Genomic DNA, 26,655 nt, shown 5'->3' on the forward strand with positions numbered 1-26,655 from the left:
ATACTTGCAATTAATGTAGGTATTTTTTTTTATAAAATGTAGTTAAATAGCTACATTTTTTTATTTTATACTATTTTCCATTAAAATAATAGATTTGCTATAATTTCTACTATGCAAGGGGTCAAGATCCCTTGTCAGAAAATAAATAAAATATAATTTCTATTTTTAGAAAGAAAAACACTTGACTAATAATAGTTTTAAATTATAAAATAACATGAAGTAACATAAATCAAAATTTATAGATATTTTGCAGGAATCTTTGCTTAATTTAAAGAAACCGAGTAAAATATTAGACTTTAGAAGAGGAAAAAATATGAAAATATTAATAATAAGATTTAGCTCATTTGGGGATGTAGTGCTTACAACTCCAGTAATAAGGGCAATTAAAGAGAAATATCCAAAGGCTGTAATAGATTTTGCAGTTTATGATACTTTTTCTGAAGCAATTTCGTTAAATCCTGAAATTAGGAATTTGATAATTTTTGAGAAAAAGAAAAGTAAAGACCGAAAATATATAAAAGATATGATAAATAGACTAAAAACAGAAAATTATGATTATGTCATTGATCTTCATTCTAAATTTTTGTCTAGAATTATTGGAAAAAGTCTTGAAAACAGGCATACTCAATATTGCCGATACAAAAAAAGAAAATGGTGGAAAACTATTCTTGTGAAGGCAAAACTTATAACCTATAATGCAGATTGCACAATTGTTGAAAGTTATTTTACAGCTTTAAAGAAATTGGGAATAAATTTTTCTGATGAAAATATAAAAAATGGACTTGGAGATAATCTGGAATTTTATATTGACAAGCAATCTGAAGAGAAATTTGTAAAAAAATATAATTTAAAAGATGGAAAATATTTCGTGCTAGCTCCTGGAGCCTCTAAGTTTACGAAAAAGTGGCCTTATTATGATGAATTGGCAAAAAAAATTTTGGAAAATAAAAATAAATTTGTAAATAATGAGGAGAAATTGAGAATTTTTGTGATTGGTGGGAAAGAAGATGCAAATGTTGTAAAAGCTGATAAAGATGGACAAGTTGTTGATTTATGCGGGAAAATTTCCTTTAAGGAAAGCGGAATATTGTTAAAATATGCAAAAGTGGCTGTTGCAAATGATTCAGGCCCATTTCATATAGCCAGAGCTGTAAAAGCCAAGACTTTTGTATTTTTTGGACCGACTGATCCAAAATTATTTTCCTTTGAAAAAAATACTTTTTTACTGAATAATCCAAGCTGTCCACCACATTCACTTTACGGAGATGATAAATTTCCAAAAAAATATGCAGATTGCATGAGTGGAATCTCGGTAGAAACTGTATTTAATAAAATTGTTAAAGAATACAATTAACAGACTTAATTTTATTTATTCAAGATTTTAATATTAAAAGATTTTATAAAAAATAAAATTTTACCAATAATTACATAGTTTATAAATTATCAAATGATTCTATATAAAAAGAAAGTGTAAACTTTTTTGTGTAAATAAACTAAAAAAAACTTATATCATTAGGTTTGTTATACATTTATACAAAATTATATGCACTCTCAAATAATAAAAAAAGAAAGAGAGAAAAATTATGAAAATACTTGCATTTGAATCATCTTGTGATGAAACTTCCGTTGCAGTTGTTGAGGATGGGAAAAAAATTTTAAGTAACATTATTTCCACACAAATTGACATTCACAAGGAATTTGGCGGTGTAGTGCCTGAAATTGCCTCACGGCACCATATAGAAAATATTTTACCAGTATTTACTGAAGCTCTGGAAAAAGCCAGCTGTAAATTAAGCGATATTGATTATATCGCTGTAACGAACACTCCTGGACTTATTGGATCTTTGCTTGTAGGCTTAATGTTTGCAAAATCCCTAAGTTATGCCAATAATATTCCATTGATTCCTGTAAATCACATTAATGGGCATATTTTTTCAAGTTTCATCGACAACGATGTAAAATTGCCTGCAATATCGCTAGTCGTGTCAGGCGGACATACAAACTTATATTATATTTATGAAGAAAATGGAAAAATAATCACTGATTTGCTTGGTGAAACATTAGATGATGCAGTTGGAGAAACTTATGACAAAATTGCCAGAATATTGGGACTGGAATATCCTGGAGGTCCGCATATTGATAGACTATCAGTAAATGGTGAAGATATTCTAAAAATAAAAAAACCAAAAGTTGATGGCTACAATTTTAGTTTTAGCGGAATAAAAACTTTCATAACTAATTATGTAAATAGCCAAAATATGAAAGGTAATCCAATTTCAAAGGAAGATATTGCAAAATCGCTTCAGGAAATTATTGTAAATGTTCTATATGATAAAATTTTAATGGCTGTAAAGGAAAAGAATGTGAAAACGATACTTGTTGCAGGTGGCGTTTCTGCAAATAGACGCCTTCGTGAAAAATTTTCAGAATTTACAAATTTAAAGACTGATGAAAATGAGCAAATTCAAGTTCATTTTCCTAAAATGGAATATTGTACAGACAATGCGGCTATGATAGGAGTTGCAGCCTATTATGACTTAAAGAATAATTCTCAAATTAATTTGGAAAAACAGTATGATGTGGATGCGATTTCTACAAAATTAGAAAAATAATAATAAAATAACCAACAAAAAAAATATTACTTTGGTTATGTTACAATAAATCAAATAAAAAATAACCGCTGTTATTTATAAGAACGGTTATTTTTTAATTATGTTAATTTTTACAAATATCTCTTCTATATCCAACGGTTAATGCTGAAATTATCAACTTATTATCTCTGATATTATTTTAAAATAGAACTGCTAAAAATTATATAAATCTAGGGTTTGAGTAAAATAGTCATAATTTTTGAGTTCAGTTTTAAATAAGTTTTACTATACAAATAATAAAAATTATAATTAAATATTCTTTGCTCTTTCCAAAAACAATTCCTGCAATTTCACAGCTTCTCCATCTTCTGTATTTGCTCCAACAAATTCAAAATCCTTAGGCAGCAGCTTTCTTAATCTCTCAATGGAATTTCCCATCGCATAACCTTTTCCAACCATTGTAAGCATTTCAAAATCATTTTCACCATCGCCAAAAGCTACCGCATCCTTCAGTTCCAAGCCTTCTCTTTCTAACAGGAATTTTGCCGCTGCACCCTTATTGGCTCCTTTTGTCATAATTTCCATACAATAATCGGTAACGAAAATAACATTTACATCGTTTCTTATTTTCAAGATGGCTTTTTCCAAGTTTGTAAGCTGCTCATGTTCTCCAATGTAAAATATTTTTAAAATATCCAAGTTCTTTAATTCGTCCTTTGGAACTTCCTTAAAGTCAACTTTTACATCCCTTGAAACCCTGTCATATACTTTTTGTGCTGTTCCTTTCGTAATAATCCAGTCGTTTCCTGAAAAAATATTTAAATGTGAACCTTCAGCTATGCTTTCATAATCCAGCCCCAAGATTGCCTCTGCCGCTTCTTTTGGCAATCCTTTTTCATAAATCATATTTCCATCTGCATCAAAGATTCTTGCGCCATTTGCAGCTATAATGGGAATTTTTACCTCAAGCTGCTCAGTTATATACCCAATCTGGTCATAGCTTCTACCTGAAGCAATATAAAAGTTTATTCCTTTTTCTATTATTTCCTTTATTATATCTTTAGTAAATTTTGTAACATGATGCCCTCTGCATAGTAAAGTTCCATCCAAATCACTGATAACTGCTTTATACATAAACTCCCCTTTCCTATTTTTTATCTTTTATAAATTAAATAATTCTCTTAATTTTTTTGCCATTCCATCTTCAGCATTACTTTCAATAACTTCCGTATCTGTTAATTTTTCAAGCAGCAAATAAATCGAATTTCCCATCGCAAATCCAAGCCCAGTTTCTGTTATCAATTCATAGTCATTCAATCCATCTCCAAATGAAACCGCATCCTTTAATGTAAGTCCGTCTCTTTCTAACAATACTTCAGCCGCTTTTGCCTTATTGCAGTTTGCCGAAAACACTTCCAAACTTCCTTCGTTTGCAAATAAAAGACTTATATTTCCATCTCCAACCGCTTTTCTTATTTCATTTTCAAGTTCCAGCAGTTCATCATGATCTTCTCCAAGAAAAAATATTTTTGTAAAATTATGCTTTTTAAATTCTTCAGGAGTAATTTGTTTTGGATATCTAGTTCTATCAGGCTTTTTATTGTAAAAATATTCTTGCAAATCTTCAGTAACAAACCAATTTGGTCCAGAATATCCAGTTATAATTATATCTTTCCCAAACGACTTGTAATCAATGTCCAAGACTTTATCCAAATATTCTCGCTTCAAGTTATTTGAAAAAATTTCATTCCCATTTTCATCAAAAGCAACAGATCCGTGTGAAGTAATAAGTGGAACTTTCACTCCAAGCTCATCCATCGCTTCTTTCGCTCCTAAATAATTTCTTCCAGTTGCAATATAAAACTTTATCCCTTTTTTCAATAATAATTCTACTGTTTCCCTAGTAAATTCACTCACTTTATGCTCTGCATTCAAAAGTGTACCGTCCAAATCACTTACAACAGCTTTAAACATTTTATTCTCTCCTTCTTTTATTATGTAAAAATTTATAATACTAAACTTCATTTAAAAAACAGAAATTATGCTTTATTTAGTTTTTTTATTCATCATAAATAAAATTTATAGCAAATCTACTATTATAAATGAAGAATCGTACAAAATATCATTGATACAGCTATTTTTTCAATTCTTTATTTTTAAAACTATATTTTTATAAAAATAATTTTGAAAATTCATTCATAAATTCCTCTTCATCAAAAGGTTTTGACAAAAATGCCTTTGCTCCGGCTTCTTTTCCCATTTTCATATAATTTGGAAACATAACCATTGTACTGCAAATCATAATTCTAGCTTCCTTATCCAAATCCGTAATAACTTGTGCAGCTTTTAATCCGTGCATTCTTGGCATATTTATATCCATTGTTACAACAGATGGGTTTACCTTTTTATACATTTCAACAGCTTCCAGCCCATCGCTTGCTTCATACACTTTATATCCCTGTTCTTCAAGAATATCCTTTATGTCTTCTCTAATATATGATGTATCATCTACAACCAATGCAATTTTATTCATTTTTTCCCTTCTCTCTTTATTTTATTTATTATTTTAATTCTCTGTAAATCTATTATTTAAATAAAAAATAGAATATTTAAATTTTATATTTTTACTAAATCTTAAATATTTCCCTTACTTTCCTTGCCATCCCATCTTCAGCATTGCTTCCAATAACTTCCGTGTCTGTTAATTTTTCAAGCAGTCTATAAATTGAGTTTTTCATTGCAAATCCAAGTCCAGTTTGAGTTATCAGGTCATAATCATTAAATCCATCTCCAAATGAAACAGCATCTTTTAACGTCAGCCCATCCCTTTGAAGCAAAAATCCAGCTGCCACAGCCTTATCACAGTCACTTGAAAAAATCTCCAAGCTTTTTTCGTTTACAAATACGATATTAACTTCATTATTCGTTACTTTTCTTACTTCCTTTTCTATTTCCAGCAGTTTTTTATGCTCACCTAGAAAAAATATTTTTGTAAAAGCAAGTTTTTCAAAGTCATTCTGCTCAATTTGCTCTGGATACTGCTTTCTATTTGGCTTTTGAGCATAAAAATAATCTCTGGCATCTTCTGTCACATACCAATGATTACCTGAGAATCCATTTAAAATTATTCCCTTGTCAAATGATTTATAATCAATTGAAAAAATTTTGTCCACATATTTCTGTTCAATATTATTCACGTAAATTTCTCTTCCATTTTCATCTACAATCCTAGCGCCATTTGATGTAATCAAAGGAATTTTCAGTCCAATTTCATCCATAATTTCCTTTGCTCCGACATATCCACGTCCAGTTGCAATATAAAATTTTATCCCTTTTTCCAGCAACAATTCAATTGTTTCCTTCGTAAACGGACTAACTTTATGTTCTTCATTCAAAAGCGTTCCATCTAAATCGCTTATTACCGCCTTATACATACTGAACCTCCCACAACTAAAGTCGCAGGGTTCTAAAATCTTTAAAAATATTTAAAAATTTTCTAAGAAGTTTGATAGCTTTACACTACCCTTATTCTTTTAGGTGTGTTCAGCTCACCTCTATTGTATAGGACGCTTAAGTCCACAACTTTACTTTTTCTTAAAATATTTAATGCTCCATTACAATCTGCATTTAATTGATAGCCTTTACTTGTTTGATATAGTCCTCTTTTTATTCTTTTTCCACTGAATATGTATTCTTGTGAATTTTCTTTATCATATATCGGGATTTCATCTCCATCAAAGAAACTTGCTTTTGATGTATAACTCTCTTCTTGCAGTTTAAATTTTATTCCATATAGTTTACATAGATATATTAATTTATCTCTTAATTTTCCATATGGTATATTTACAAAGTTCTGATTATTTATGCTTCCTATATTTGAATTTCTTTGAAAATCTTCATTACATCCTAGAACTAGTTTTCCTATATCATTATTAAGACAATAATTTATAATTATTCTTGCTGCTTTTGAAAGATAATCATTTATGCGATTATTTCTCTTTCTAGCTATTCTTTTTTGTCTTAATGTTGTGCGGGAGGTCTTTTGCTTATCTTTTATACTTTGTAATTTTGCATTTGTCTTATTATAGTATTGATTTATTGATTTTAATTTTCTACCATCTATTATGAATGAAGCTCCAGTATTTGTAACACAAGTACAAAGATTATCTATACCTAAATCTATTCCTAGTACATTGTTTTTATTTAATTCCCTTTGAACTTCTTCTACCTCATAAGTATATTGAATTTCAAAGTACCTAGAATGTTGTTTTGGTATTATTCTAATCTCTTTTATCTTCTTGCCTTTTAATACTGGTGGTAGTTTTATTGCGATTTCCTTATGTGTCTTTCTAAATGAATTTGAATAAGGAATAATCAGCATATCGTCTTTTAATCTAACAAAACTTATAACAAGAGTTGTAAAACCATCTTTATCAAGATAATTAGGTAATCTTATTTTACCATTATATTGACCATTCTTAGCAAGTTTTAAAAGTCCAAAAAATGATTTAAAACTTCCGTCTACTTCTTTTAGAATTTGCTGAGCCATATTAGAATTTAATTTCTTGTAATTTTCACTATTTTTAAGCATTTTATAGTTTTCATTATAACTTAAATACTTTTTCTTATTAAAATAGTATTGTCTAATATTATATATAGCTTCATTAGTTAAGTTCTTGGCTATATGAGATAAATATTTTAAATTCCTAAACTCCTTTTTACTAAGATGTTTTACCTGTTGTTTTAATGTTAAATACATATATAATCACCTCCTTTTCATCAGAGATATTATACCATGTATTCTACATTTTATCTGTTTATTTTTAAATATTTTTAAAGTTTTTAAAACCCCACAACAGCGGGAAGCGTCGTTCACATAAGTACGCTACTACTTATGCAGTTCTCATGGCATATATACTCCTTAATAAATTAAGGAGACTAGCCTTGAACCTCTTGTTATCTCTAACAAGCACAGACTATATCTTATCCATATCCTATTTCAAGGACTTAGGCGAAACCACTTCCAATACCTATCGCTTGTATTGTACTCCCCTCACGAGGGATAGTCGTTGAACTTTCCTTTTCAGGATTAGCTGCTGATTGTCTATTATATTCCTTTCTATACGTACGGCTCAATGTTTAGGATTTAACCTTGCACCATCTAGTATATTTTTTCTGCTTTCGCTACCTTCACACTTATACCATATTCTCAATTAGGTATTATGTTGTGGTCATACTAGCTTTAAGAGTTCCCAGCAATTCAGTTTCTTTGTTGCACGGTTTTGTTCCGTGTCTACATATAAGTTTCCCTATATGCTTACTAAAATTTTTGTGCAATTTATCCTCACGACTAAAGTCGCGAGTGTTCTTGTACTATTTAATAAAATTTCCTCCTACATTGATTTTAACACATTACAAAAAAAAATTGAATTAAAATTTTTTTAAACTTGCAAAAACTAATCCAATAATGATACAATATTATAAGAAATCAAGAGTAAAAAAATAAACTTACGAGGTGAAAAATATGGCAACATTTGAAGATTATTTAAAATTTGAAGTGACTGAAGCAGAAGAGGATAAAAAGCAGCTCAGAATTATAGAAAAAATTTCATTGTCAAAAGAAACAGAAAAAGCTATTAAAGCTATAGATAAGGATATTACAATTATTGCAGTAGCACAAGTTTATTGCCCAGACTGCCGTGCGACTGTCCCTTTTTTAAAAAAATTCAGTGACTTGAATAGCAAAATAAAAATTGACTATCGTTCAAGAGAAGCTGCTAAAGAATTTTTTCCAGATACAGATGAAAGAATTAAAATACCTACTTTAATTTCTTATGTTGATGGGAAATATAATACTTTCTGGAATGAATTTCCAGTTGTGGTGAAAAAGAAAATGGATGAAAACCCAGAAAATTTTGAAGATATTAAATACAATTTCAGAATTGGAAAATTTAATGTGGAAATTGAAAAAGAGCTGGTTGACTATTTAACTTCGCTATAAAAAATCATAATATATTTTGAATAAAAAGTTCTGTTCTCTATATGAATGGACTTTTTTTGTTTAAATAAAAAAAGGAGTTATTTCAACTCCTTGCTAAATAATATTTTTAAATTAATTTTTATTAATTTACAGAATACCCAACTGATAATCCAAATCTTACTTCTTCTGTTTCTGTAGTTTTTCTATTAGATCCAGATTCCTTATAAGAATCTCTATAATACGGACGATATTTTACAAAAGGATTTACGGAAACTTTACCTTCTCCCGCTCCAAATGATTTTTTATATCCAGCTTCTGTAATTACACCAAGCATATTTTCCCAATAATATCTTGGGTATCTTTCAAATTCATTTTCTAAGACAACTTTTCCATAAATTCCCGCAAATGACGGTGTTGTATATGATAAATTTGCATAATAATCTTGATAAACTGACGGTTTAGCCTTTTTCCCATTTCTTTGAATCTTATTCGTATCTCTATAATGATTTGTAAAATAAGTATAGTAATCTAGACTTCCCCATTCTCCCTTTTTAATATTATTACTTACTTCAAGATCCGCATTAAGTCCCCATCCATTAACTTTTGATCCTTTAAAGTCATTTCCGCTTAGATAATACTCTCCTCTTCTGTTCCCCTTAAATCCAAAATAAACACCTTCTACAGCCAATGTTACATTTTGTCCCCATACTTTCCTGTTAAATGTCGGTCCTATCGCAAATTCATTTCCAATTCCTGTTGTAGAAGTTTCCTTTGTAACTAAATTCTTATTTCTATAAGTATCATTTTGCCATCTTATTTTCAATTTAACATCATCTGATAATTTTTTTTCCAGTCCCAATTTACTATAAATTCTATCAGTTTTTCTAAAAGTTCCATACTGAGTAATTTTTTGTCCATTGAATCTATTTCTATTCTGATCCTTATCCCATCTTGTCGAGAATGTCAAATCCCAATCCCCTTCATCAACTAATCCAATTTTTCCAGAAAAAATACTTCTTACCCGTGTTCTCCCGCGATTATTCTTTTTAAACCCGGCAAATCCAATTCCATTCGCATCATCTCCAGTTTTATCCTGATAATTCTGCCTATATTCAGTAGAAATATTAATATTCTTCAGCACATCCTGATCCGCTTCAGCAAATCCAGAAACTGCCAGAATCAAAGTCAGCAGTCCCAACAACTTTTTCATAATTCATTACCTTCCTTTCGATTATTTTTAATTATTAACTATATAGCTGCAATTTATTCTTGACTTTATCAAAAATTCAAGTATCAAAATATTTGTATATCAAATTACAATTTATATTAACATTTTTTTTACTTAATTGTCAATAAATCAATTATATATTTTTTATATATTTCAATATATTTTATTAATGATTAATTACTCAATTTCAATCCCAGAATTTACTTTACCTCCCTTTTTCCCATGTACAACAACCAGATCCACCTTTTTATACTTATTCACCTTAACCGACAATACATTCAGCCTATTTTCATAAATACACCGAAAAACATCATTTAACCTGCTATTCGGCACAACCACAAAAAACTCTCCATAATTTTTTAGAAGTCTTCTTATTTCCAAAATTAATTCATCCAAAGTCAGCAAAATTTCATATTTACTAATTCGTTCCATTTCATTTTCAGGCATTTTTCCAGAACTGGTCTTTTTATACGGCGGATTTGAAAAAATAAAATCATACTCTCCATTCACATTTTTTATATTTTTATTAATTGGTATTATTTTCCCATTTAAATCATTTATCTCTATATTTTTTTTTAAAGCAGCAAAAACTTCCTCCTGAATTTCCACAGCAAAAATTTTTGAAATAATATCGAGTTCTGAAAGTAATAACGAAATTATCCCTTGTCCCGCCCCAATTTCTAAAAATGATTTTTCTCCTTTCAAATTCTTACGTTTTCTGCTAAAATATTTTTTCATAAATTCTGAAAGCAAAATAGCATCTTCTGTTATTTTTAACCCTTTTTCCTCCACAATCATCTTTTTTCCAACACTTTCTAAATTTTCAATATAACTCATTTTAACTCCTAGTCTTCAATAAAATTATGTTATTTCCCATTTAAAATATAAATTTCTTTGCAAGAGTTCAAAGTCTCTTTTGGTAAATAATATTTTAAACGAGATTTAGTATTAATATAATAAAAAACTGTCTTAAATATTTTTAGTATTTAAAACAGTTCTTTTTAATATCTTGTACTTCTTATTTGACAATAAAAGAATCCTTGATAAATCAAATTTAACTATTTAAACAGAAAACTATTGTGTAATTCCCAACTGCTTATCTGCATATTCATGCGCAAGTTCCAATCTTACACGTTCTTTTGAATTTTCAAATGTTGCTTGTGTAAATGGTATTTCTGATGTTTTTGCAATTAAATAATATCCAGTTGCATCATTTCTTTCTAAGAATCCATCTACTTTCAATGCGAATATTTGATCCATTAGTTCTTTATTTATTCCAATTCCTGGAATTGCATCAGTTTTAACTAACTTTTTAAATCTTTCTTTTACGCTAAAGTTATATTTATCTTGTTTTTCCACAGTGCTCCAAGTAACTTTCTTGCTTTGAATTTCAGCTTTCAAGTCTTGAATTTTCTTAATAACTTTTTGTTTTGATGCCTCAGAAATAGTTGGAGTTATTAAAATATGGCTAACTTTCGCTACATTTTCATTTTTTGGATCTTTACTTTGAATGTAAATAATATGATAACCAAACTGTGTTTTTATTGGTCCCACAATATCTCCAGCCTTACCATTTTTAACTGCATTTGCAAATTCTGGGACAAGTTTTGATAAATCCGCTGTTTCTCCTAAACTTCCGCCATTCTTAGCCGAACCAGGATCCTTTGAAAACTCTCTGGCTTTTTCTGCAAAATTATCTTTATTTGTAGTTTTCATAATTTCTTCAGCCTGCTTTTTAGCCACAGCAAAATCATTTTCTCCAGCCTGATATTCTTCTCCAATTACATAACCGCCTATACTATTTTGAGTATTATAGCTATCTCTCTTAGAATCAAATCTTGCTTGTAATGCCGCATTATCAGGCTTATAAGTATCAATTAAATAATTATAGTATTTTTGAGAATAATCTCTTAACTGATCTACTCCTACTAAATCAGCATCTGCCTTTATTCCAGCCGCTTTAGCCTTATTCGCTATTTGTATAAATTTATTTAAATTTGTTTTTAGCATGCCTTTTAAATCATTTACCATTTTTGGCGAATAACCTTCTTGAGTTTGTGAAACTGCATTTATAATTTGTTCATTTACATCTGCATTTGTATATTTATACTCTCCATTTTGTGCCACAACTGCTGTTATGTTAGCATACATCTTTTTAAATTCCTCATCTTTAAACTCAATTTTAGCTTTTTGCTTAGCCTTTGCAATAAATGAATTTAAAATCATAATATCCTTATCTTGCTTCATATTTTCCTTAATTTGATCTTTTACATCATCAAATTCTTGATTTTCAAAGGCTTGAGTATATTTATTTCTTTCATAAGCCTTTTTAACTTCCTCATCTGTAACTTTATCATCTGCAAATAATTTTTCTCTCATCTTGTCAACTGTTTTCTGGTCTTTTATCATTTTTTTAAATGAAGTAACGTTATATCCAACTGATCTTAAATATTGAGAAAATTCATCTTTTCCTAATTTAGACTGTTTTTGATAAGCCTTAAATTCCTTATTAACAGTTGAACCGCTTACTCTTATTCCCAAATTCTTAGCCGATGAAAGCAATATTTCCTTATTTATCAAAAGTTGTAAAACATATTGATTTATAATATCATCAGGAACATTTTTTATATTCTCAGTATTTACTCCTGCTTGTGCCAACTGCTGCATTTTTTGCTGATTAATCTCATTTAACTGACTTTTTAACGAATAAGCTTCCCTTTCAAAATCATCACGATAAATTTTTGTCCCGTTAATCGTTGCAATTACTTCTCTATTACCTTTTGAAGCTTCAAAAATATTATTCTTCAAAAATAATATTCCAGTAATAAGCATTGCTATTCCAAACATCCCCATCATAACTGCTGATGCGATCTGAATACCTCTTTTGTGACTTCTGAATCCCATTGTCTATCTTCCTTTCTTTATTCTCTCACTTTTAGTCATTTTATTATTATAACACATAATACTTTATTTTTCTATCGTTTTTTTTACCAGAGACAGAGCAATACTATTTTCCATTTAAACAGCAGACTAGTTATAAATTTCTTTACAAGGGAGCAAATCTCTTTTTAGCAAGTAAAATAAATTATAATCTCTATTTTTAGATGGAGTTTAATACAAATACCAAGTTCTGTTTGAAAAACAATAAAAAATCGGAAACTGATTTTTTCCTCTTCCGATTTTTTAATTCTCTACAATTTTTGAAAACTAATAAATTGCCCTAAATCCAATTCCACCTCTGACATTATTTCCTTTAGTATCGTATCCAGCATTTACTGTAATACCAAATCTAGTATTGTCAACTCCGATGTTAAGGTCAAACTTACCATTTCCACGTCTATCTTCTTTTTCTTTTTCCAGATTATACCAATCTGCTGTCGTATATCTTACTCTTGCCTGATTTCCGTTTTGCAGTTTTCCAATCTCATTTTCATAAGCGGCTGTAAGCCCTACTGTCAAGTTTGTTTTTACTGCAAGTGGCTGAACATACTTAAATTCAACTCCAGTTTCTGGTTTTACTGAAAAGTAGTCATTACCCTTAACCTGCAGTCTTACTTGTCCAGAGTTTTCTTTCACATCATTAAATCTTCCATATTCCATTTTCAAAACTCCAAATGGTCTTAAATGTGTTCTTTCACTCATTCTTATATCATAACTAAGTTCATTTTTAAGAGCTGCTCCATAAGTATGGTACGTAGATTTAGCTTCAAATGTATCATCAACTACCCAGAATTTACGCTTCATATTATTAATTCCTGCAAACACATCTCCTGCAACTGTCCACTGCAATGCTCCGTTGTAATCCTTTTTAGGCGACATTGTCTTAAATATTCCAGCTTTTATCATTGTCTGATCTTCTCTCGATTTTCCTAGATCCTTGAATCTGAATCTGTTTGTTACTGCTCCTGCATACCATCCGCTTGAGTTGCCCATTCTGACTTTTTCATCTTCGTGAACATAAGCTACTCCGTAGGCATTGCTCTTATAGTCAAAGATTCCAGCTGTGTCAGTGCTATATTCATCTCTTAATCCAAATGCCTTGATTTTATTATTTTGCTTAGTTGGGTTCCTCCATTCATTTCTCAAATAGCTAAACTCATTATCCAGAGCATTTCCTGTAGCGTTAGTTCTTTGTTGAATATTTGCATATTGATGACCTTTCATCTCATCTACAGCTTGTGCTAAAATATGGGATTCACCTTTTCCTAAATCATTTAATTTATTAAACAGTTCTTTTTCTCTTCCAGTAGTTTCCACACCATATCTTTGTTCTAATCCACCTAAAAAATTATATGTATTTCCATCTTGTGCAAATGCTGTATATGGAATTTTTACTAAATAAACTTTTCCTAGAGCACCTGTTGATAAATTTTGTGTTGCTGTTGCAAACCAAGTCAAACTTCCTGCATTTAAAGCAAATTTCATTCCACTACTTGATGCAGCTAATGATAATATCATATTATTATAAGGGTTTATTATATTGTCCCCAACCTCTATAACTTTACTATCAGTATATCTTGCTGCCTCATTCCCAAATATCAAATTAATTCTTTTTAATCCTGTTAAATTATTCAATCCTTCAATTGGATGTGTATAATTTACTCCCGATGTATCTATATACATTCCAAGTGCTCCAACTTGTTCATTTGATGGAATGCTTCCCAATCTTGTTGAGCCTAGGTCTATTGTTGTCACTGTTCCATCTGGAGAAGTTACTGTTGCAACTGATGGATTTGGTGTTGAAATATTTGTATCTATAACCATTGGAATTACAATATTATTATTTATTTTTATAGTAGCCGCTGTTGCTGCTGATGGAGCTATTATTTCTATTCCTGCTACCGTTTTACTTGTTGGATTGCTTACTTTTCTTACAACTCCATCTGCGCCATTAGTATTTGTAACAGTTCCTGTTGTCCCTCCACTAGTTTCATTTGAGAAAGTTCCTGTAGAACCAAGATATCCAGCTTTATTATTAGGTCCATCTACAATAATTTGTCCATAGTTTTTAATTACTCCACCACCTGTGGCAACTACACCTAAAATACCATCATTATTTGCTGTTGGAACTGTTTTAATAATTCCCCAGTTTTCTCCTACTGCATTATTATCAACATACATTCCTTTTGTATTTTTTCCACTTAATTCAATTGTACCATTATTTATTGCTTTTGAACCACTTCCTGAAGCAAACATTCCAATTCCTTCATCAAGAGCTACTTTTATTGTTCCATCATTTATAATTGTTCCGTTAGAAGTAGCCATTCCCATTCCATATTCTGGAACTGGAGTTGCTGATAAATTACTTCCACTTACTGTAATTGTTTTACCTGCAGCATTTCTAGCAGTTCCTCCATCAATTGCATAAATTGCCACACTTCCTGTTCCTCTTCCAAAATCAATATCTGCATTATTTGTTACTGCTCCTGCAGAATAAATTCCGTAAGTATTATTCCCTGTTGAAGTTAATGGAACATTATTTGTTACTGTTATATCTTTATTATTTGAATAAATAAATTTCGCTTCATTTCCTAATGTTGCAGTTCCATTTGTAGTTAAGTTTGTTGTTCCTGTATTTTTAATTACATAACCAAATGAAGAATCTCCAATTGTCATATTCGTATCAGCATTTATCGTTCTTCCTGCTGTTCCAGTAGTAAATACTCCAACTCCTTCATTCGCTCCAACTCTTACTTTTGACCCTGCGTTTAATGTGACATTTCCTTCTGTTGAATAAATTCCTACTCCTTTATCTCCAACTGTGATTTCTCCTGTTGCTCCATGAGTCACTGTTGTTCCAAAAATACCGTAGTTTTTATTTCCACCGTTAATTTTACCATCATTTACTATATCTGTTGCCGCATCATTAGTATAAATTCCTACACTTGGAACAGAACCTGCTGATGCTGCCAGATTAATTTCTCCTCTATTTACCAATGATGAGCTGTTATTAGCAAACATTCCAACTTGTTCCTGTCCTGTCATATTAATTTTTGCATTTGTATCATTTGTTAACGTTGCTTTATCTCCTATCATTCCGATAGATTTATCTCCTGATAAAGTTAACACTCCATTTCCTGTATTTGTTCCAATAGCACCAGCTTTTGTTCCTGCTGAATTATTATTTTTTACATAAATTCCATGTGAAGTTGTTCCATCTAATGTAACGTTTCCTTTGTTTACAATATTAGTTGTTCCTTCACCAGGTTTTCCTCCAAATTCATTTACTTTAGGTACTCCAGTAGTTGCATCTTCCCTATATGCCAACCCTAATAACCCAATTGAACTATTTCCACCAACATTTACAGTTCCTTCATTATTTACTTCAGAACCGTTGTTTACTGCATAAATTCCTACAGCACTGTCATTGCGAGGATTTGTTGTTAATTGTTCAACATTTATTGTAGATGACGCATTTGTGTTCACTTTTCCGTAGTTTATGAATAATCCTACTGCTCCGTTTCCAGCGTCTGTTCTGTCTGCGTTTACAGTAGAACCTCCAGCAAGATTTATTTGCGTTTCAGCATTCGAAGCTGCCGAACTACTTGAACTCATATCAAGTCCTACTACACCTTTCATTCCTGTTGCTGTTAAGTCTGAAGAATTTAAGTTTGCTGTTACTGTTTTACCTGCTTGTAAATTTAAAACTGCACGTTGAACTAAATATCTTTTAACAAATTTAAATGAATCTGTTGATTCATTAGCAATATTAGCAGCTAAACTTTTATCAATATCTGCATTAATATTATAATTTAACATTCCATCTATAAATGCTTTTTTATAATTAGTATATGCAGTTGTTCCATCTTCTCCATTTACAACTTGAATTCCTGAAGCCGCAATACCTAAATCAGTATCTATAGATGTTAAATTTACTATTCCTTTATCTTTAAATTCAAATGGAATAGCATCATTTGACATAACAACTATTTTTGTATTTGCATTTGTTGTTATGTCACTTAAAGAAGATCCCTGCACTCCTATTGCCTTTCCTCTTAAAATAACTGTACTTCCTTGTAAATCAATTTTCCCGTTATTTCCACTATAAATGGAATAGCCATTTCCTTTATAATCTAAAATTGAATTCTTTAAATTTATATTACTTGTAGAACCATCACTATATGCACCAACTAATCCATCAGATAATTTCATAAAACTGTTCTCTGCTACAATTTGCCCTCCATTTGTAGCATAGAATCCAACTCCATTGTTTCCAGAAATAGTAACTTTAGGAGTTCCTATTGATGAATCTGTTATAACTGTTACTCCTGATGAATTAACAACAGTTGATGGTTGAGCAACTGCTGCTTCTGTTGCAGTAACATTTCCACTGTTTTTCGCATAATACAACACTGCATCTGAACCGACGACTTCTCCTGTAACACCTTGATTCAATGTAACTGTCGAACCAGCTCCTTCAGAATACGCTAAAGTAAATCCTTTTCCACTAACTGCTGTTGAAGATAAAGGCAACGAATTATTTACTTTCAATGTCCCTCCATCTTTTGCAGCAAACAATATTGCATTTTTTCCACTAACCTTAAAATTATTAGCTGTATTGTTATAAATTAAATTATTATTTGCACTTCCATCTGAAAGATATCCTATATTATCTTCTCCGCCAAGAGTTATTCCACTATTTGCCGAATCATTAAACGTAATCTTGGCTTCTCCTGTTCTAAGAGCTATTGAATTTTTAGAATTATTCTCTAGAACCACATTATAATTATTTATATCTAAATTTGTAAATCCATTATTGGAATTTGTAAAATCAAAATTTAGTCCAACTGAATTTTGAACTTTTGTCAAGTCTCCTTTTGTATCACCATAAGTAGCATCTTGCGATGTTAAAGAAGATCCCCCAACTTGAATATTAAATTTTGAATTTAAAAAATTATTTGAGCTAGTGTCTGGTTCTGACAAGAAACTCGCTCCTACTGATTCATCTCCATATATTTCAATCGGTGTATTAAGTTGAATATCTGCATGTGCCATTTGTTCACCAGAAGTATCATTGTCAGTAGCTATTCCTAAACTATTTTTACCAAATAACTGCATTTTACCATTATTAATTGAACTTCTTGTTATTCCTTGCGTATTGCCTGAACTGTATGCCCATCCTACACTTTCTGGAGCATAAAAAATTACACTTCCGTCAGAAGCATTTTCTATTTTATCACTTTCTGAAGTTCCATAAGAATAAGCTCCAAATATATGGTTTCCTGGAGTTGCTCCAGTTAATGCTGTACCTGAAGCATCAACAAATGTTCCATTTTGTGCATGTCCTATTATATTTCCCCTATTTACAAAAGTTATACCACCTGTACTAGTTACATTATCTATATTTACTACTGCTATTTTATTTCCATAAATATTAGTATTTGCTTTATGTATTAATTTAGCTTCAGCATTTCCTGAATCTGATGGATTTCCCATATAATAAATTGAATTTAAGTCCCCACCACTACTATTATTACCTACTACGTTAACTGTCATTGTATTGGGCAATGTAATCACTTTTCCACTTAAAGCGTAAAAGGCAGCTGTGTTATCACTATCTCCTGCATCAGAAGCTGGTAAATGTGGAACAGGTGTACCTGTTCCAGGATCGTTTGAAGGAGTATATGCTCCATTCTCGGTAGCGCCACTAAAATTATATTTAAGAGGATCTCCTACTCCGCTAAAATAGTTATTAAATGTTCCTGACAGCACTTCTACTTGAGCAATTAAAGCATTATTTTGTAAAGGATTATTTACATTATAACCCCATGTCCAGTTGGGAACATTCTGATACGCAACATCAGTTGGAGGTGCTGAAGGAACCTGGCTAATATTAACATTCTTTGGATTGATAATAGGTGATGTTACCATTAATGGATCAAATGGCGGTAGTCCCCCACTAGGAGTCGTAGGTACAAAATTAGGAGCCGATTTATCTATTGCTAACGTTCTTAATGAAGCATCAATTTGGATTTCTACTGGATTTTCCATATTATTAGAGTCTAATTTCAGTCTTGTTGCTCCGTAAGTACTTAAATTTTTTAACTGATAGTTGTATTTTTCCATTGTAGTATCTCTTTGGTAAAATTTACTGTCCTGAACCCGATTTCCTCTACCCTTAAAATGTCCATGCCAATCATTATAAAAATCATTTGCTCCAATTTGCCAGTTACTCCATGGAGATTTTGTTACATGATCTCCCTGTTCCATTAATTGTGTAAGTTCCAAGTTTGTATTTTTGATTAACTTGTTGTTTTCAGATCTCGCATGCTTAAAATCTTTACGCATTTGACCTATTGAAGAATTAATCAAATTCACTTGGTTACTAATTCTCGAATCCTTTGATTCTGCACTCAATTCACCTGCTGAAATTAACATTCCGTTTAACAAAAATGTAAACAAAGCTGAATCTGTATATTTAAAGTCCTTACATTTTTTTGCAAACGACTTTAAATCCCTTTTTAACTGCGATAAATTATTAGTCACTACTATCTCCTTTTAATTTTTTTATAATTCAGATTTTCAATTTAGAAATATTTTTCAAAAATAATAATTATTTAAATAATGGAAAAAGTGATTTTTATAATAGTTTAAGTGATAATTATTCCACTGTATTTAAGAGAGTGTAAAAATTTTTGTGTAAATAGAAATATCAAAGTACTGAATTTACTGGATTCATCTGTTAGTTTACACAAAATTTTGGACATTCTCGTATTTAATGATAAATCCTATTCTAAAAACAGAAAATATATTTTATTTATATTCCATTAAGAAGCCTTAACCCCTTACTAAATAGTAATTTTGCAATAAATTTATTATCTCCAAAAAAAATTTCTTTCTGTCTATTATATCATAAAGAAAAAAACAAAAACAAGAGGTTTTTTGAAATTTATTTAAAAAATGATATTTTTTATTTATATACTCAAAACTATTAAAAACCATATAAATTTAGAATTTGAGTAAAATAGTCATAGCTTTTAAATCTAATACTAAATTTCATAAAAAAACTGCCTTGATAGTGAACTACTCCCGCTTTTAGAAGCGGGAGCTTCTTGGGAAGTATCTGCTTTTGCTAGCCAAATATATTTACCAAGCTCTTCGGGCAGTCCCTGCCCTGTTTTTTTATTTCCTAATATTTCCAATATCTCTTATATTCAGCGCCGCATTGTAATCTCTATCAATTTCAATCCCACAGCACTCACATTTATAACTTCTTTCTGATAATTTCAGTTCATCTTTAACATTTCCACATTTACTGCAAGTTTTCGATGACGGAAACCACTTATCTATCTTCAAAAATTGTTTCCCTAAAAACATCAACTTATATTCAAGCATTCTCAAAAACATTCCCCATCCATTATCTCCTACACTTTTCCCAAAATTTAATACCTGGCTCATTCCTTTCATATTCAAATTTTCAACAACCACAGCATTATAATCTTCAGACAATTTTTTCGATAATTTATGCAAAAAATCTCTTCGACAATTTTTAATATACTCATGCAATTTTGATATTTTCATTTTTTGTTTATACCAATTTTTAGAAAATTTTACTTTTCTTGATAATGATTTCTGTAATTTTTTCAATTTTTTCTCCAACATCCTAAAATATCTTGGATAATCAGCCCTTTGGTTTTCAGAACTAACAAATAATTCAGACATTGAAAAATCAAGTCCAATTACTTTATCTTTACTAACTACCTTTTGAATTTCTTTTTCAAATTCTGTCAAAACAGAAACATAATAGTTTCCATTGCTATTTATCAATGTTACTGACTTTATCTTGTAATCCTTCGGTATTTCTCTATGATATTTTAATTTTATTCTTTTTAATTTTGGCAAAACCAAATATTTGTTTTCCTCAATTCGTATTGAATTGTTCACACAATTTGTCGTGTAACTTTTAACATTATTCTTTTTAGATTTGAACCTTGGAAACTTTGCCCTCTTTTGAAAGAAATTCGTAAATGATCGTTTTACATTCAATTGAGCATTTGAAAGTGCCAAACTGTCTACTTCTTTTAGAAATCGATTTTCACTTTTCAAACTGGCAGGTGTAATTATTTTATTTTTTCCAGTTTCTTCATAAAATTTATTCGCAGTGTACAAAATCGTATTGTAGACAAAACGAACACATCCAAAAGTCTTATTTATCAATAATTCTTGATCTTTATTTGGATAAATTCTGTATTTGAATGCTAAATTATATTTCATAAATTACACCTCCTTTTGATTTTGGATATTATTTTAAGTTATTTTTTTAGAAATTTTATTATTTATAACTTCTCTTCAATATTTTATACAAAAATTGTATCATAAGATATATCCTTTTTTCAATTTTTTTTTACAAAAAAAAGCAATTCATCTCCCACTTATAGAAGTCGGAGACTTCTTGCTATCTTTTTGTTAAAAATCTCTTATTAATACCAAAACAGTCTAATTTAATTTTTTACTTAAATATTTTACTTTTATTGAACATTTGTTTCCCCATCTATTTGAATTATGACACTTTGAATATTGGGAAAGTTTTTTAAAATTGTATTTGTTACAGCTTGAGAAAATCCATTAAATAATTCAGGATTTTTTTTCAAATTTGCGAATGCCGCATTTAATTTTACAACTGTTGTATTTACATTGTCAATTCTAAGGTTGTAGGCACTTCTAAATTTCATATCATCTGTAATATAATTTGAATTTCTGATAATTCCATTTATGAAATCCCCTTCAATTAAGTTCACTTGACGTGGAATTGCGATTTCTCGCTCATAAATTGTTCTTGTGCCAGGATCAAATACAAATATAGAAATTTTATTTTGAGTTTCCTCATTTTGCGCTGTTTCCTTTACTAAATTCTTATCAACAGTTACATGTATTTCTTCACTGTTATCCCTGTCATATATATTCGTTGCAACTACAGCAGCCGTTATTAAAATAAGCAATATTATAAAAAATACGCTGCTAAAAAATACTTTTTTCTTTTTAGGTTCTTCTTTTGATTCTTCTTTTTTTGGCATAAAATTCTCCTAATTTGGATAATATTTCCATTATTTAAAATGAAATTATCTAAAATAACTTCTTATTGCACTTCCAATAGCATTTGCTGCTCTTTCTTGACCATCTGGTGTCAAGTATTGCGATAAATCAGAATAATTATTCATAAATCCTAATTCTACAAGTATTGATGGTGAATTACTTCCACGAAGTACTGCAAAATTTGCTCCAAAAACTCCTCTTCTTCTAAGCCCTGTTGTATTTATAAGATTATTTAATACAGATTCTGCTATAGCTTGACTTGTCTTTTGATTTTTTCTATAAAAAATATCATTTAAAATAAAGTCTGAAAATGGCACATCTCCATAGCTTCCATCAACTTTATTTTCAAATTTGGCTACTTGTGCAGCATAACTTCCTTGATCTTTTTTACTAAAATAAAATACTTCTGTTCCATTTGCTGATGAACTCGAACCTGAATTTAAGTGGATACTTATAAAGAAATCTGCATTTGCATCATTTCCAATTTTGGCTCTTGTATCTAATGGCACAAAAAAATCTGAATCTCTAGTCATTATAACATTGTAATCCTGTCTTAAATTATTAGCTAGCCTTGTTGCAACTTGCAATGCTATATCTTTTTCATTATATCCATTTCCTCTTGCTCCTGAATCATGTCCACCATGTCCAGGATCTACAACTATTGTATATTTTTTATTTCCTCTTGAAGTATTACCTGACTGGCTTTGTGACTGAGTCTGTGTTATTCTTGTATTGTTGCTGTTATTATTCTGGCTTTGTGGTGTATTATATGATTTTTGCGCTGTTACAGCTTTACCTCCATCTAATGTTACTTGAAACTCTCCATTTCTACTGGTAACTTGATAAGTAACAGATGGTTTTAAATACACATACACTACTACCATTCCATTATTTTCAACTGTATAAACCTTACTTATATACTGATCACTTTTGTTAATAAATGCTGGAACACCACTTTCCATTTTACTATCTGGGAAACTTAACATTAACAGGTCTTCACCCCCTAATTTTGTGACAGAAGCATTTGGAATAATCTGTTTATTTTCCCTAAATGTTCCAATGACCTTTCCATTATTATATGAAACATTTTTTAAAGTATCAGAAAATGTAATTGCACTTACAAAAAGTAACAAAAACAATAATATCCTTTTCATTTTTTCCTCCTATTTTTTACTATTCATTTCAATTATTTTTAAAAATACATAAATCTCAATAAACATAACATCTCTAAATTCTTATTTTGTTTCAATTCTTTCAACTGCTGATTTAAGAACAGTCATTCTTGCATTTTTATCAATTTTCATTTCCACAGTATCTGTAAAAACATTTGTAATAGTTCCTTGGATTCCTCCAACTGTAGTTATTTTAGCTCCTACTTTTAAATTTTCCATTAATTCAGCTTTTTGTTTTTTCTTTTTTTTATTTGCAAAGTATGTTGGTAAAATCAATACTGCCAAAAATACCACATAAATTATTATTACTCCCATTGAATTCTTATCCATAATTATTTATTTCTCCTCCTTCTGAAATTCTAAAATCTTTTTTAATTATACCACAATTTAGATTATGTTTCAATTTTAAAAAAATTATTTTTAGCTAAAAATCTTTTGTGAAATGATTATAACTTTTAATATCAAATCTTATAAAAAATAATATTAAAGTGAAAATGACTATCTTAAAAAATTAATTTCAAGACAGTCATTTCGTGATTAAAATGAAAAAATTATTCTTAGTCAACTAAATTAATAGTTATTTAAGTTAGTTTATTATTTATCAGAAATTGCAGCTACTCCTGGCAATACTTTTCCTTCCAAGTATTCAAGAGAAGCTCCTCCACCAGTTGAAATGTGTGAGAATTTGTCAGCAAATCCTAATTGGATAGCTGCTGCTGCTGAATCTCCACCACCGATGATTGTCTTAGCATCAGATAATTCTGCGATTGCTTTACATACACCAATTGTTCCTTTAGCGAAGTTTTCCATTTCAAATACTCCCATTGGTCCATTCCATACTACAGTTTTAGCACCTTCTAAAGCTTTTTTGAATAATTCTACAGATTTTTCACCTATATCTAATCCCATCCATCCATCTTCAATGTCATCTACAGAAACTGTTTTAAATTCTGTATCATTTTTAAATTCTTTTGCTACAACTGTATCAATTGGCAATAATAATTCAACATTTTTTTCTTTTGCTTTTTTGATTAATGAAGCGGCTAATTCTACTTTGTCAGCTTCCAATAATGAAGAACCTGTGTTTTTACCTTCAGCTTTTAAGAAAGTAAACATCATTCCTCCACCGATAATTACTTTATCAGCTTTATCCAATAAGTTTTCAATTACACCAATTTTATCAGAAACTTTTGCTCCTCCTAAAATAGCAACTAATGGTCTTTCAGGATTGTCAACTGCTCCACCGATAAATTTAATTTCTTTTTCTACTAAAAATCCTACTGCAGAATCTTTAATATTTGAAGCAATTCCTACATTTGAAGCATGTGCTCTATGAGCAGTTCCGAATGCATCGTTTACAAATACATCTCCAAGTGATGCCCAGTATTTTCCTAATTCAGGATCATTTTTAGATTCTTTTTTACCATCTAAGTCTTCAAATCTAGTGTTTTCAAACATTAAGATTTCTCCATCTTTTAGTTCAGAAACTGCTTTTTCCAATTCAGGTCCTCTAGTTTCAGGAATAAATTTAACTGGTTTTTCTAAAAGTTCTTCCAATCTTTTTGCAACTGGCGCTAAAGTTTTTGAGGCTTTGTCAGCTTCTTCCTTAACTTTTCCCAAGTGAGAAAATGCGATTACTCTTCCGCCATTTTCCAAAATATATTTTAAAGTTGGAAGAGCAGCTGTAATTCTATTATCATTTGTAATAACTCCATCTTTTATTGGTACATTGAAATCAACTCTTACTAATACTTTTTTACCTTTTACGTCTAAGTCTTTTAAAGTTTTTTTAGCCATTTCGTTATATCCTCCTAAAATTTATTCAAAATCTTTTTTTTTCCACTTGAATTATACCACTCTTTAATCTGATTTTCAAGCAATTTAATATATAATCTCAAAACATTTTTAACATTTTAAAAAATATGTCATTTTATGCCTATAAAATCAATATTGGATTGTTTAATGACTTGATTTTTTATTTACAAGGAGTCAATACTTTTTGCTTCAGAACGTTTGTTTTATTAAAATACTAAAAAAATCTATACTTTTTACAGCTCTAAAATTTGTTTTAATTTAACTTCATCAATTTCTGATACTTTTTTTATCGGCTTAGGATTTTTAGGATATTCGGAAATAGCTTTTTCAAACCAAGTGACACCAACCCATTTTCCAAATTTGTATCCAGAATTTTCAAAAAATGCAACTTTTTTAAATCCAAAGTAATTATGCAATTTTTCACTATTTTCATTAGGATAAGTTACAAGCGCATAGACATTTACAATATTTTGAAGCTTCAGTATTTCAATCAAAATTTTATACAATTTTTTCCCAATTCCATTTCCTGCATAATTTCCATCTGTATAAACCGAAAGTTCCGCATCCCACTGATAGGCAGCCCTGCTCCAAATCCTATGTGCATAAGCATATCCAATTATCTCATTTTCGTATTCACAAATAATATACGGATATTCCTTTAAAATTTCTCTTATTCTTCCTTTAAATTCCTCGGCTGAAGGTACTTCATACTCAAATGTAATTGTAGTTTTTTCAACATACGGCTCATAAATTTTTAAGATCTTTTCAGCATCTTCTTCAGTTGCAAATCTAAAAATCAGATTTTCTTTTTTTAACTTCATTTTCAGCACCTCAATGTTCTTAATTTTTCCTTTACTAAATTTTATTCTCAATTTTTTTGATTAGTAATAATTTTTAAATTCATATAAAATATACTAGCATTTTTTTAGTTGAATTTCAATAGAACAGATTGCTTACTCTTGACACTCATAAAAAATAAGATATAATTTTATTGAAAAATATTATTAGGAAAGGGATGGTTCAAATATGAAAAAAACGTTATTAATTGGTGCATTTTTATTTGCAAGTTTAGTTTCATTTTCAGCAGGAGCAGGAAATGACGTAACAACAAAACCGGAGGTGTACTTTTTAAAAAGTTCACAAGTTGTAAGCAGCTATGATTTGTTGCCACCTCCACCAGCAGTTGACAGTATAGCTTTTTTAAATGACAAGGCTCAATATGAAAAAGGAAAATTATTAAGAAATACTGAAAGAGGAAAACAGGCATATAATGATGCGCAAGTAGAAGGAGATGGAGTACCTCGTGCTTTTTCTGAAGCCTTTGGATACACAATTTCTGCTCAAACTACCCCTGAAATTTTTAAATTAGTTACAAAATTACGTGAAGATGCAGGAGATTTGGCAACAAGATCTGCAAAACAGACATATATGAGAATTCGTCCATTTGCATATTTTAAAGAATCTACTTGCCGTCCAGAAGATGAAGCAACTCTTTCAAAAAATGGATCTTATCCATCAGGGCATACTTCAATCGGATGGGCTACTGCATTAGTATTGGCTGAAATAAATCCAGCAAGACAAAGCGAAATTATAAAACGTGGATATGAAATGGGGCAAAGTCGTGTAATTTGCGGTTATCACTGGCAAAGCGATGTGGATGCAGCTCGTGTAGTAGCAAGCACAGTTGTCGCAACATTACATTCAAACAGCGAATTTAATACTCAATTAGCTAAAGCAAAAGCTGAATTTCAAAGAATTAGCAAAAGAAAATAATAAACAAATCTATCATTATGACTAAAAATAGTATAAATTCAATAAATAAAAAAGGGCATCTAA

At 30.0% G+C, this 26,655-nt stretch carries 20 protein-coding genes; 4 read left to right on the forward strand and 16 right to left on the reverse strand.

What is annotated here, in order from left to right; genetic code table 11:
- Positions 1-313: 313 nt before the first annotated feature.
- Both FVE74_RS10350 and tsaD read left to right on the forward strand, forming a co-directional pair.
- Positions 314-1,354, forward strand: a complete 1,041-nt coding sequence (locus FVE74_RS10350) for a glycosyltransferase family 9 protein (protein ID WP_147004432.1) — start codon at positions 314-316, stop codon at positions 1,352-1,354.
- Between the two features lie 229 nt (positions 1,355-1,583).
- Positions 1,584-2,612 carry a tRNA (adenosine(37)-N6)-threonylcarbamoyltransferase complex transferase subunit TsaD gene (tsaD, locus tag FVE74_RS10355; protein WP_147004433.1) on the forward strand — a complete coding sequence of 343 codons (1,029 nt, stop codon included), beginning with the start codon at positions 1,584-1,586 and terminating at the stop codon, positions 2,610-2,612.
- Between the two features lie 288 nt (positions 2,613-2,900).
- Here the strand turns inward: tsaD and FVE74_RS10360 are convergent, their stop codons facing one another.
- The 6 genes from FVE74_RS10360 to FVE74_RS12160 form a co-directional block, all read right to left on the reverse strand.
- A complete protein-coding gene (locus FVE74_RS10360; RefSeq protein WP_147004434.1) occupies positions 2,901-3,725 on the reverse strand; it encodes an HAD family hydrolase in 825 nt (274 codons plus the stop codon).
- Between the two features lie 27 nt (positions 3,726-3,752).
- Positions 3,753-4,565: an HAD family hydrolase gene (locus FVE74_RS10365; RefSeq protein WP_147004435.1), complete on the reverse strand. Its 813-nt coding sequence runs from the start codon at positions 4,563-4,565 to the stop codon at positions 3,753-3,755.
- Positions 4,566-4,761: 196 nt separating this feature from the next.
- Positions 4,762-5,124 carry a response regulator gene (locus FVE74_RS10370; protein WP_147004436.1) on the reverse strand — a complete coding sequence of 121 codons (363 nt, stop codon included), beginning with the start codon at positions 5,122-5,124 and terminating at the stop codon, positions 4,762-4,764.
- A gap of 94 nt (positions 5,125-5,218) precedes the next feature.
- Positions 5,219-6,025, reverse strand: a complete 807-nt coding sequence (locus FVE74_RS10375; protein ID WP_147004437.1) for an HAD family hydrolase — start codon at positions 6,023-6,025, stop codon at positions 5,219-5,221.
- 80 nt (positions 6,026-6,105) lie between these two features.
- Positions 6,106-7,350, reverse strand: a complete 1,245-nt coding sequence (locus FVE74_RS10380; RefSeq protein WP_147004438.1) for an RNA-guided endonuclease InsQ/TnpB family protein — start codon at positions 7,348-7,350, stop codon at positions 6,106-6,108.
- 248 nt (positions 7,351-7,598) lie between these two features.
- Positions 7,599-7,727, reverse strand: coding sequence for a hypothetical protein (locus tag FVE74_RS12160; RefSeq protein ID WP_255460467.1), 129 nt, complete (start codon positions 7,725-7,727; stop codon positions 7,599-7,601).
- A gap of 388 nt (positions 7,728-8,115) precedes the next feature.
- Here FVE74_RS12160 and FVE74_RS10390 point away from each other — a divergent pair, with 388 nt between their 5' ends.
- Positions 8,116-8,592, forward strand: a complete 477-nt coding sequence (locus FVE74_RS10390; RefSeq protein WP_147004440.1) for a thioredoxin family protein — start codon at positions 8,116-8,118, stop codon at positions 8,590-8,592.
- A 121-nt stretch (positions 8,593-8,713) separates the two neighbouring features.
- Here the strand turns inward: FVE74_RS10390 and FVE74_RS10395 are convergent, their stop codons facing one another.
- The 10 genes from FVE74_RS10395 to FVE74_RS10440 all read right to left on the reverse strand — a co-directional run bounded on the left by FVE74_RS10395 (position 8,714) and on the right by FVE74_RS10440 (position 25,640).
- On the reverse strand, positions 8,714-9,781 hold the full coding sequence (locus tag FVE74_RS10395; protein WP_147004441.1) for a hypothetical protein: 1,068 nt from the start codon (positions 9,779-9,781) through the stop codon (positions 8,714-8,716).
- A gap of 195 nt (positions 9,782-9,976) precedes the next feature.
- Complete coding sequence (locus FVE74_RS10400) at positions 9,977-10,636, reverse strand: methyltransferase (protein WP_147004442.1); 660 nt, start codon at positions 10,634-10,636, stop codon at positions 9,977-9,979.
- A 237-nt stretch (positions 10,637-10,873) separates the two neighbouring features.
- A complete protein-coding gene (locus tag FVE74_RS10405; RefSeq protein ID WP_147004443.1) occupies positions 10,874-12,703 on the reverse strand; it encodes a peptidylprolyl isomerase in 1,830 nt (609 codons plus the stop codon).
- 303 nt (positions 12,704-13,006) lie between these two features.
- A complete protein-coding gene (locus FVE74_RS10410) occupies positions 13,007-19,285 on the reverse strand; it encodes an autotransporter-associated N-terminal domain-containing protein (RefSeq protein WP_147004444.1) in 6,279 nt (2,092 codons plus the stop codon).
- Between the two features lie 636 nt (positions 19,286-19,921).
- Positions 19,922-21,013: an RNA-guided endonuclease TnpB family protein gene (locus FVE74_RS10415; protein ID WP_147004445.1), complete on the reverse strand. Its 1,092-nt coding sequence runs from the start codon at positions 21,011-21,013 to the stop codon at positions 19,922-19,924.
- A gap of 254 nt (positions 21,014-21,267) precedes the next feature.
- Positions 21,268-21,813, reverse strand: coding sequence for a GerMN domain-containing protein (locus tag FVE74_RS10420; RefSeq protein ID WP_147004446.1), 546 nt, complete (start codon positions 21,811-21,813; stop codon positions 21,268-21,270).
- A 45-nt stretch (positions 21,814-21,858) separates the two neighbouring features.
- Positions 21,859-22,986: an N-acetylmuramoyl-L-alanine amidase family protein gene (locus tag FVE74_RS10425; RefSeq protein ID WP_147004447.1), complete on the reverse strand. Its 1,128-nt coding sequence runs from the start codon at positions 22,984-22,986 to the stop codon at positions 21,859-21,861.
- Between the two features lie 81 nt (positions 22,987-23,067).
- Positions 23,068-23,334, reverse strand: a complete 267-nt coding sequence (yajC, locus tag FVE74_RS10430) for a preprotein translocase subunit YajC (RefSeq protein WP_147004448.1) — start codon at positions 23,332-23,334, stop codon at positions 23,068-23,070.
- 264 nt (positions 23,335-23,598) lie between these two features.
- On the reverse strand, positions 23,599-24,801 hold the full coding sequence (locus tag FVE74_RS10435) for a phosphoglycerate kinase (protein WP_147004449.1): 1,203 nt from the start codon (positions 24,799-24,801) through the stop codon (positions 23,599-23,601).
- 251 nt (positions 24,802-25,052) lie between these two features.
- Entirely contained in the window at positions 25,053-25,640 is a 588-nt protein-coding gene (locus FVE74_RS10440) for a GNAT family N-acetyltransferase (RefSeq protein ID WP_147004450.1), read from the reverse strand.
- A 205-nt stretch (positions 25,641-25,845) separates the two neighbouring features.
- Between FVE74_RS10440 and FVE74_RS10445 the strand changes: the two genes are divergently transcribed.
- Complete coding sequence (locus FVE74_RS10445; RefSeq protein WP_147004451.1) at positions 25,846-26,592, forward strand: acid phosphatase; 747 nt, start codon at positions 25,846-25,848, stop codon at positions 26,590-26,592.
- Positions 26,593-26,655 lie beyond the last annotated feature (63 nt).

This window comes from Leptotrichia wadei (genome assembly GCF_007990445.1).
In the GTDB taxonomy this organism is placed as follows: Bacteria; Fusobacteriota; Fusobacteriia; order Fusobacteriales; family Leptotrichiaceae; genus Leptotrichia; species Leptotrichia wadei_A.

Coding starts and splice junctions, on each gene's coding strand:
- yajC (WP_147004448.1), bottom strand. CDS start 23,334: ATGGATAAGAATTCAATGGGAGTAATAATAATTTATGTGGTATTTTTG.
- FVE74_RS10380 (WP_147004438.1), bottom strand. CDS start 7,350: ATGTATTTAACATTAAAACAACAGGTAAAACATCTTAGTAAAAAGGAG.
- FVE74_RS10400 (WP_147004442.1), bottom strand. CDS start 10,636: ATGAGTTATATTGAAAATTTAGAAAGTGTTGGAAAAAAGATGATTGTG.
- FVE74_RS10350 (WP_147004432.1), top strand. CDS start 314: ATGAAAATATTAATAATAAGATTTAGCTCATTTGGGGATGTAGTGCTT.
- FVE74_RS10445 (WP_147004451.1), top strand. CDS start 25,846: ATGAAAAAAACGTTATTAATTGGTGCATTTTTATTTGCAAGTTTAGTT.
- FVE74_RS10405 (WP_147004443.1), bottom strand. CDS start 12,703: ATGGGATTCAGAAGTCACAAAAGAGGTATTCAGATCGCATCAGCAGTT.
- FVE74_RS10375 (WP_147004437.1), bottom strand. CDS start 6,025: ATGTATAAGGCGGTAATAAGCGATTTAGATGGAACGCTTTTGAATGAA.
- tsaD (WP_147004433.1), top strand. CDS start 1,584: ATGAAAATACTTGCATTTGAATCATCTTGTGATGAAACTTCCGTTGCA.
- FVE74_RS10365 (WP_147004435.1), bottom strand. CDS start 4,565: ATGTTTAAAGCTGTTGTAAGTGATTTGGACGGTACACTTTTGAATGCA.
- FVE74_RS10395 (WP_147004441.1), bottom strand. CDS start 9,781: ATGAAAAAGTTGTTGGGACTGCTGACTTTGATTCTGGCAGTTTCTGGA.
- FVE74_RS10390 (WP_147004440.1), top strand. CDS start 8,116: ATGGCAACATTTGAAGATTATTTAAAATTTGAAGTGACTGAAGCAGAA.
- FVE74_RS10425 (WP_147004447.1), bottom strand. CDS start 22,986: ATGAAAAGGATATTATTGTTTTTGTTACTTTTTGTAAGTGCAATTACA.
- FVE74_RS10435 (WP_147004449.1), bottom strand. CDS start 24,801: ATGGCTAAAAAAACTTTAAAAGACTTAGACGTAAAAGGTAAAAAAGTA.
- FVE74_RS10415 (WP_147004445.1), bottom strand. CDS start 21,013: ATGAAATATAATTTAGCATTCAAATACAGAATTTATCCAAATAAAGAT.
- FVE74_RS10370 (WP_147004436.1), bottom strand. CDS start 5,124: ATGAATAAAATTGCATTGGTTGTAGATGATACATCATATATTAGAGAA.
- FVE74_RS10440 (WP_147004450.1), bottom strand. CDS start 25,640: ATGAAGTTAAAAAAAGAAAATCTGATTTTTAGATTTGCAACTGAAGAA.
- FVE74_RS10360 (WP_147004434.1), bottom strand. CDS start 3,725: ATGTATAAAGCAGTTATCAGTGATTTGGATGGAACTTTACTATGCAGA.
- FVE74_RS10420 (WP_147004446.1), bottom strand. CDS start 21,813: ATGCCAAAAAAAGAAGAATCAAAAGAAGAACCTAAAAAGAAAAAAGTA.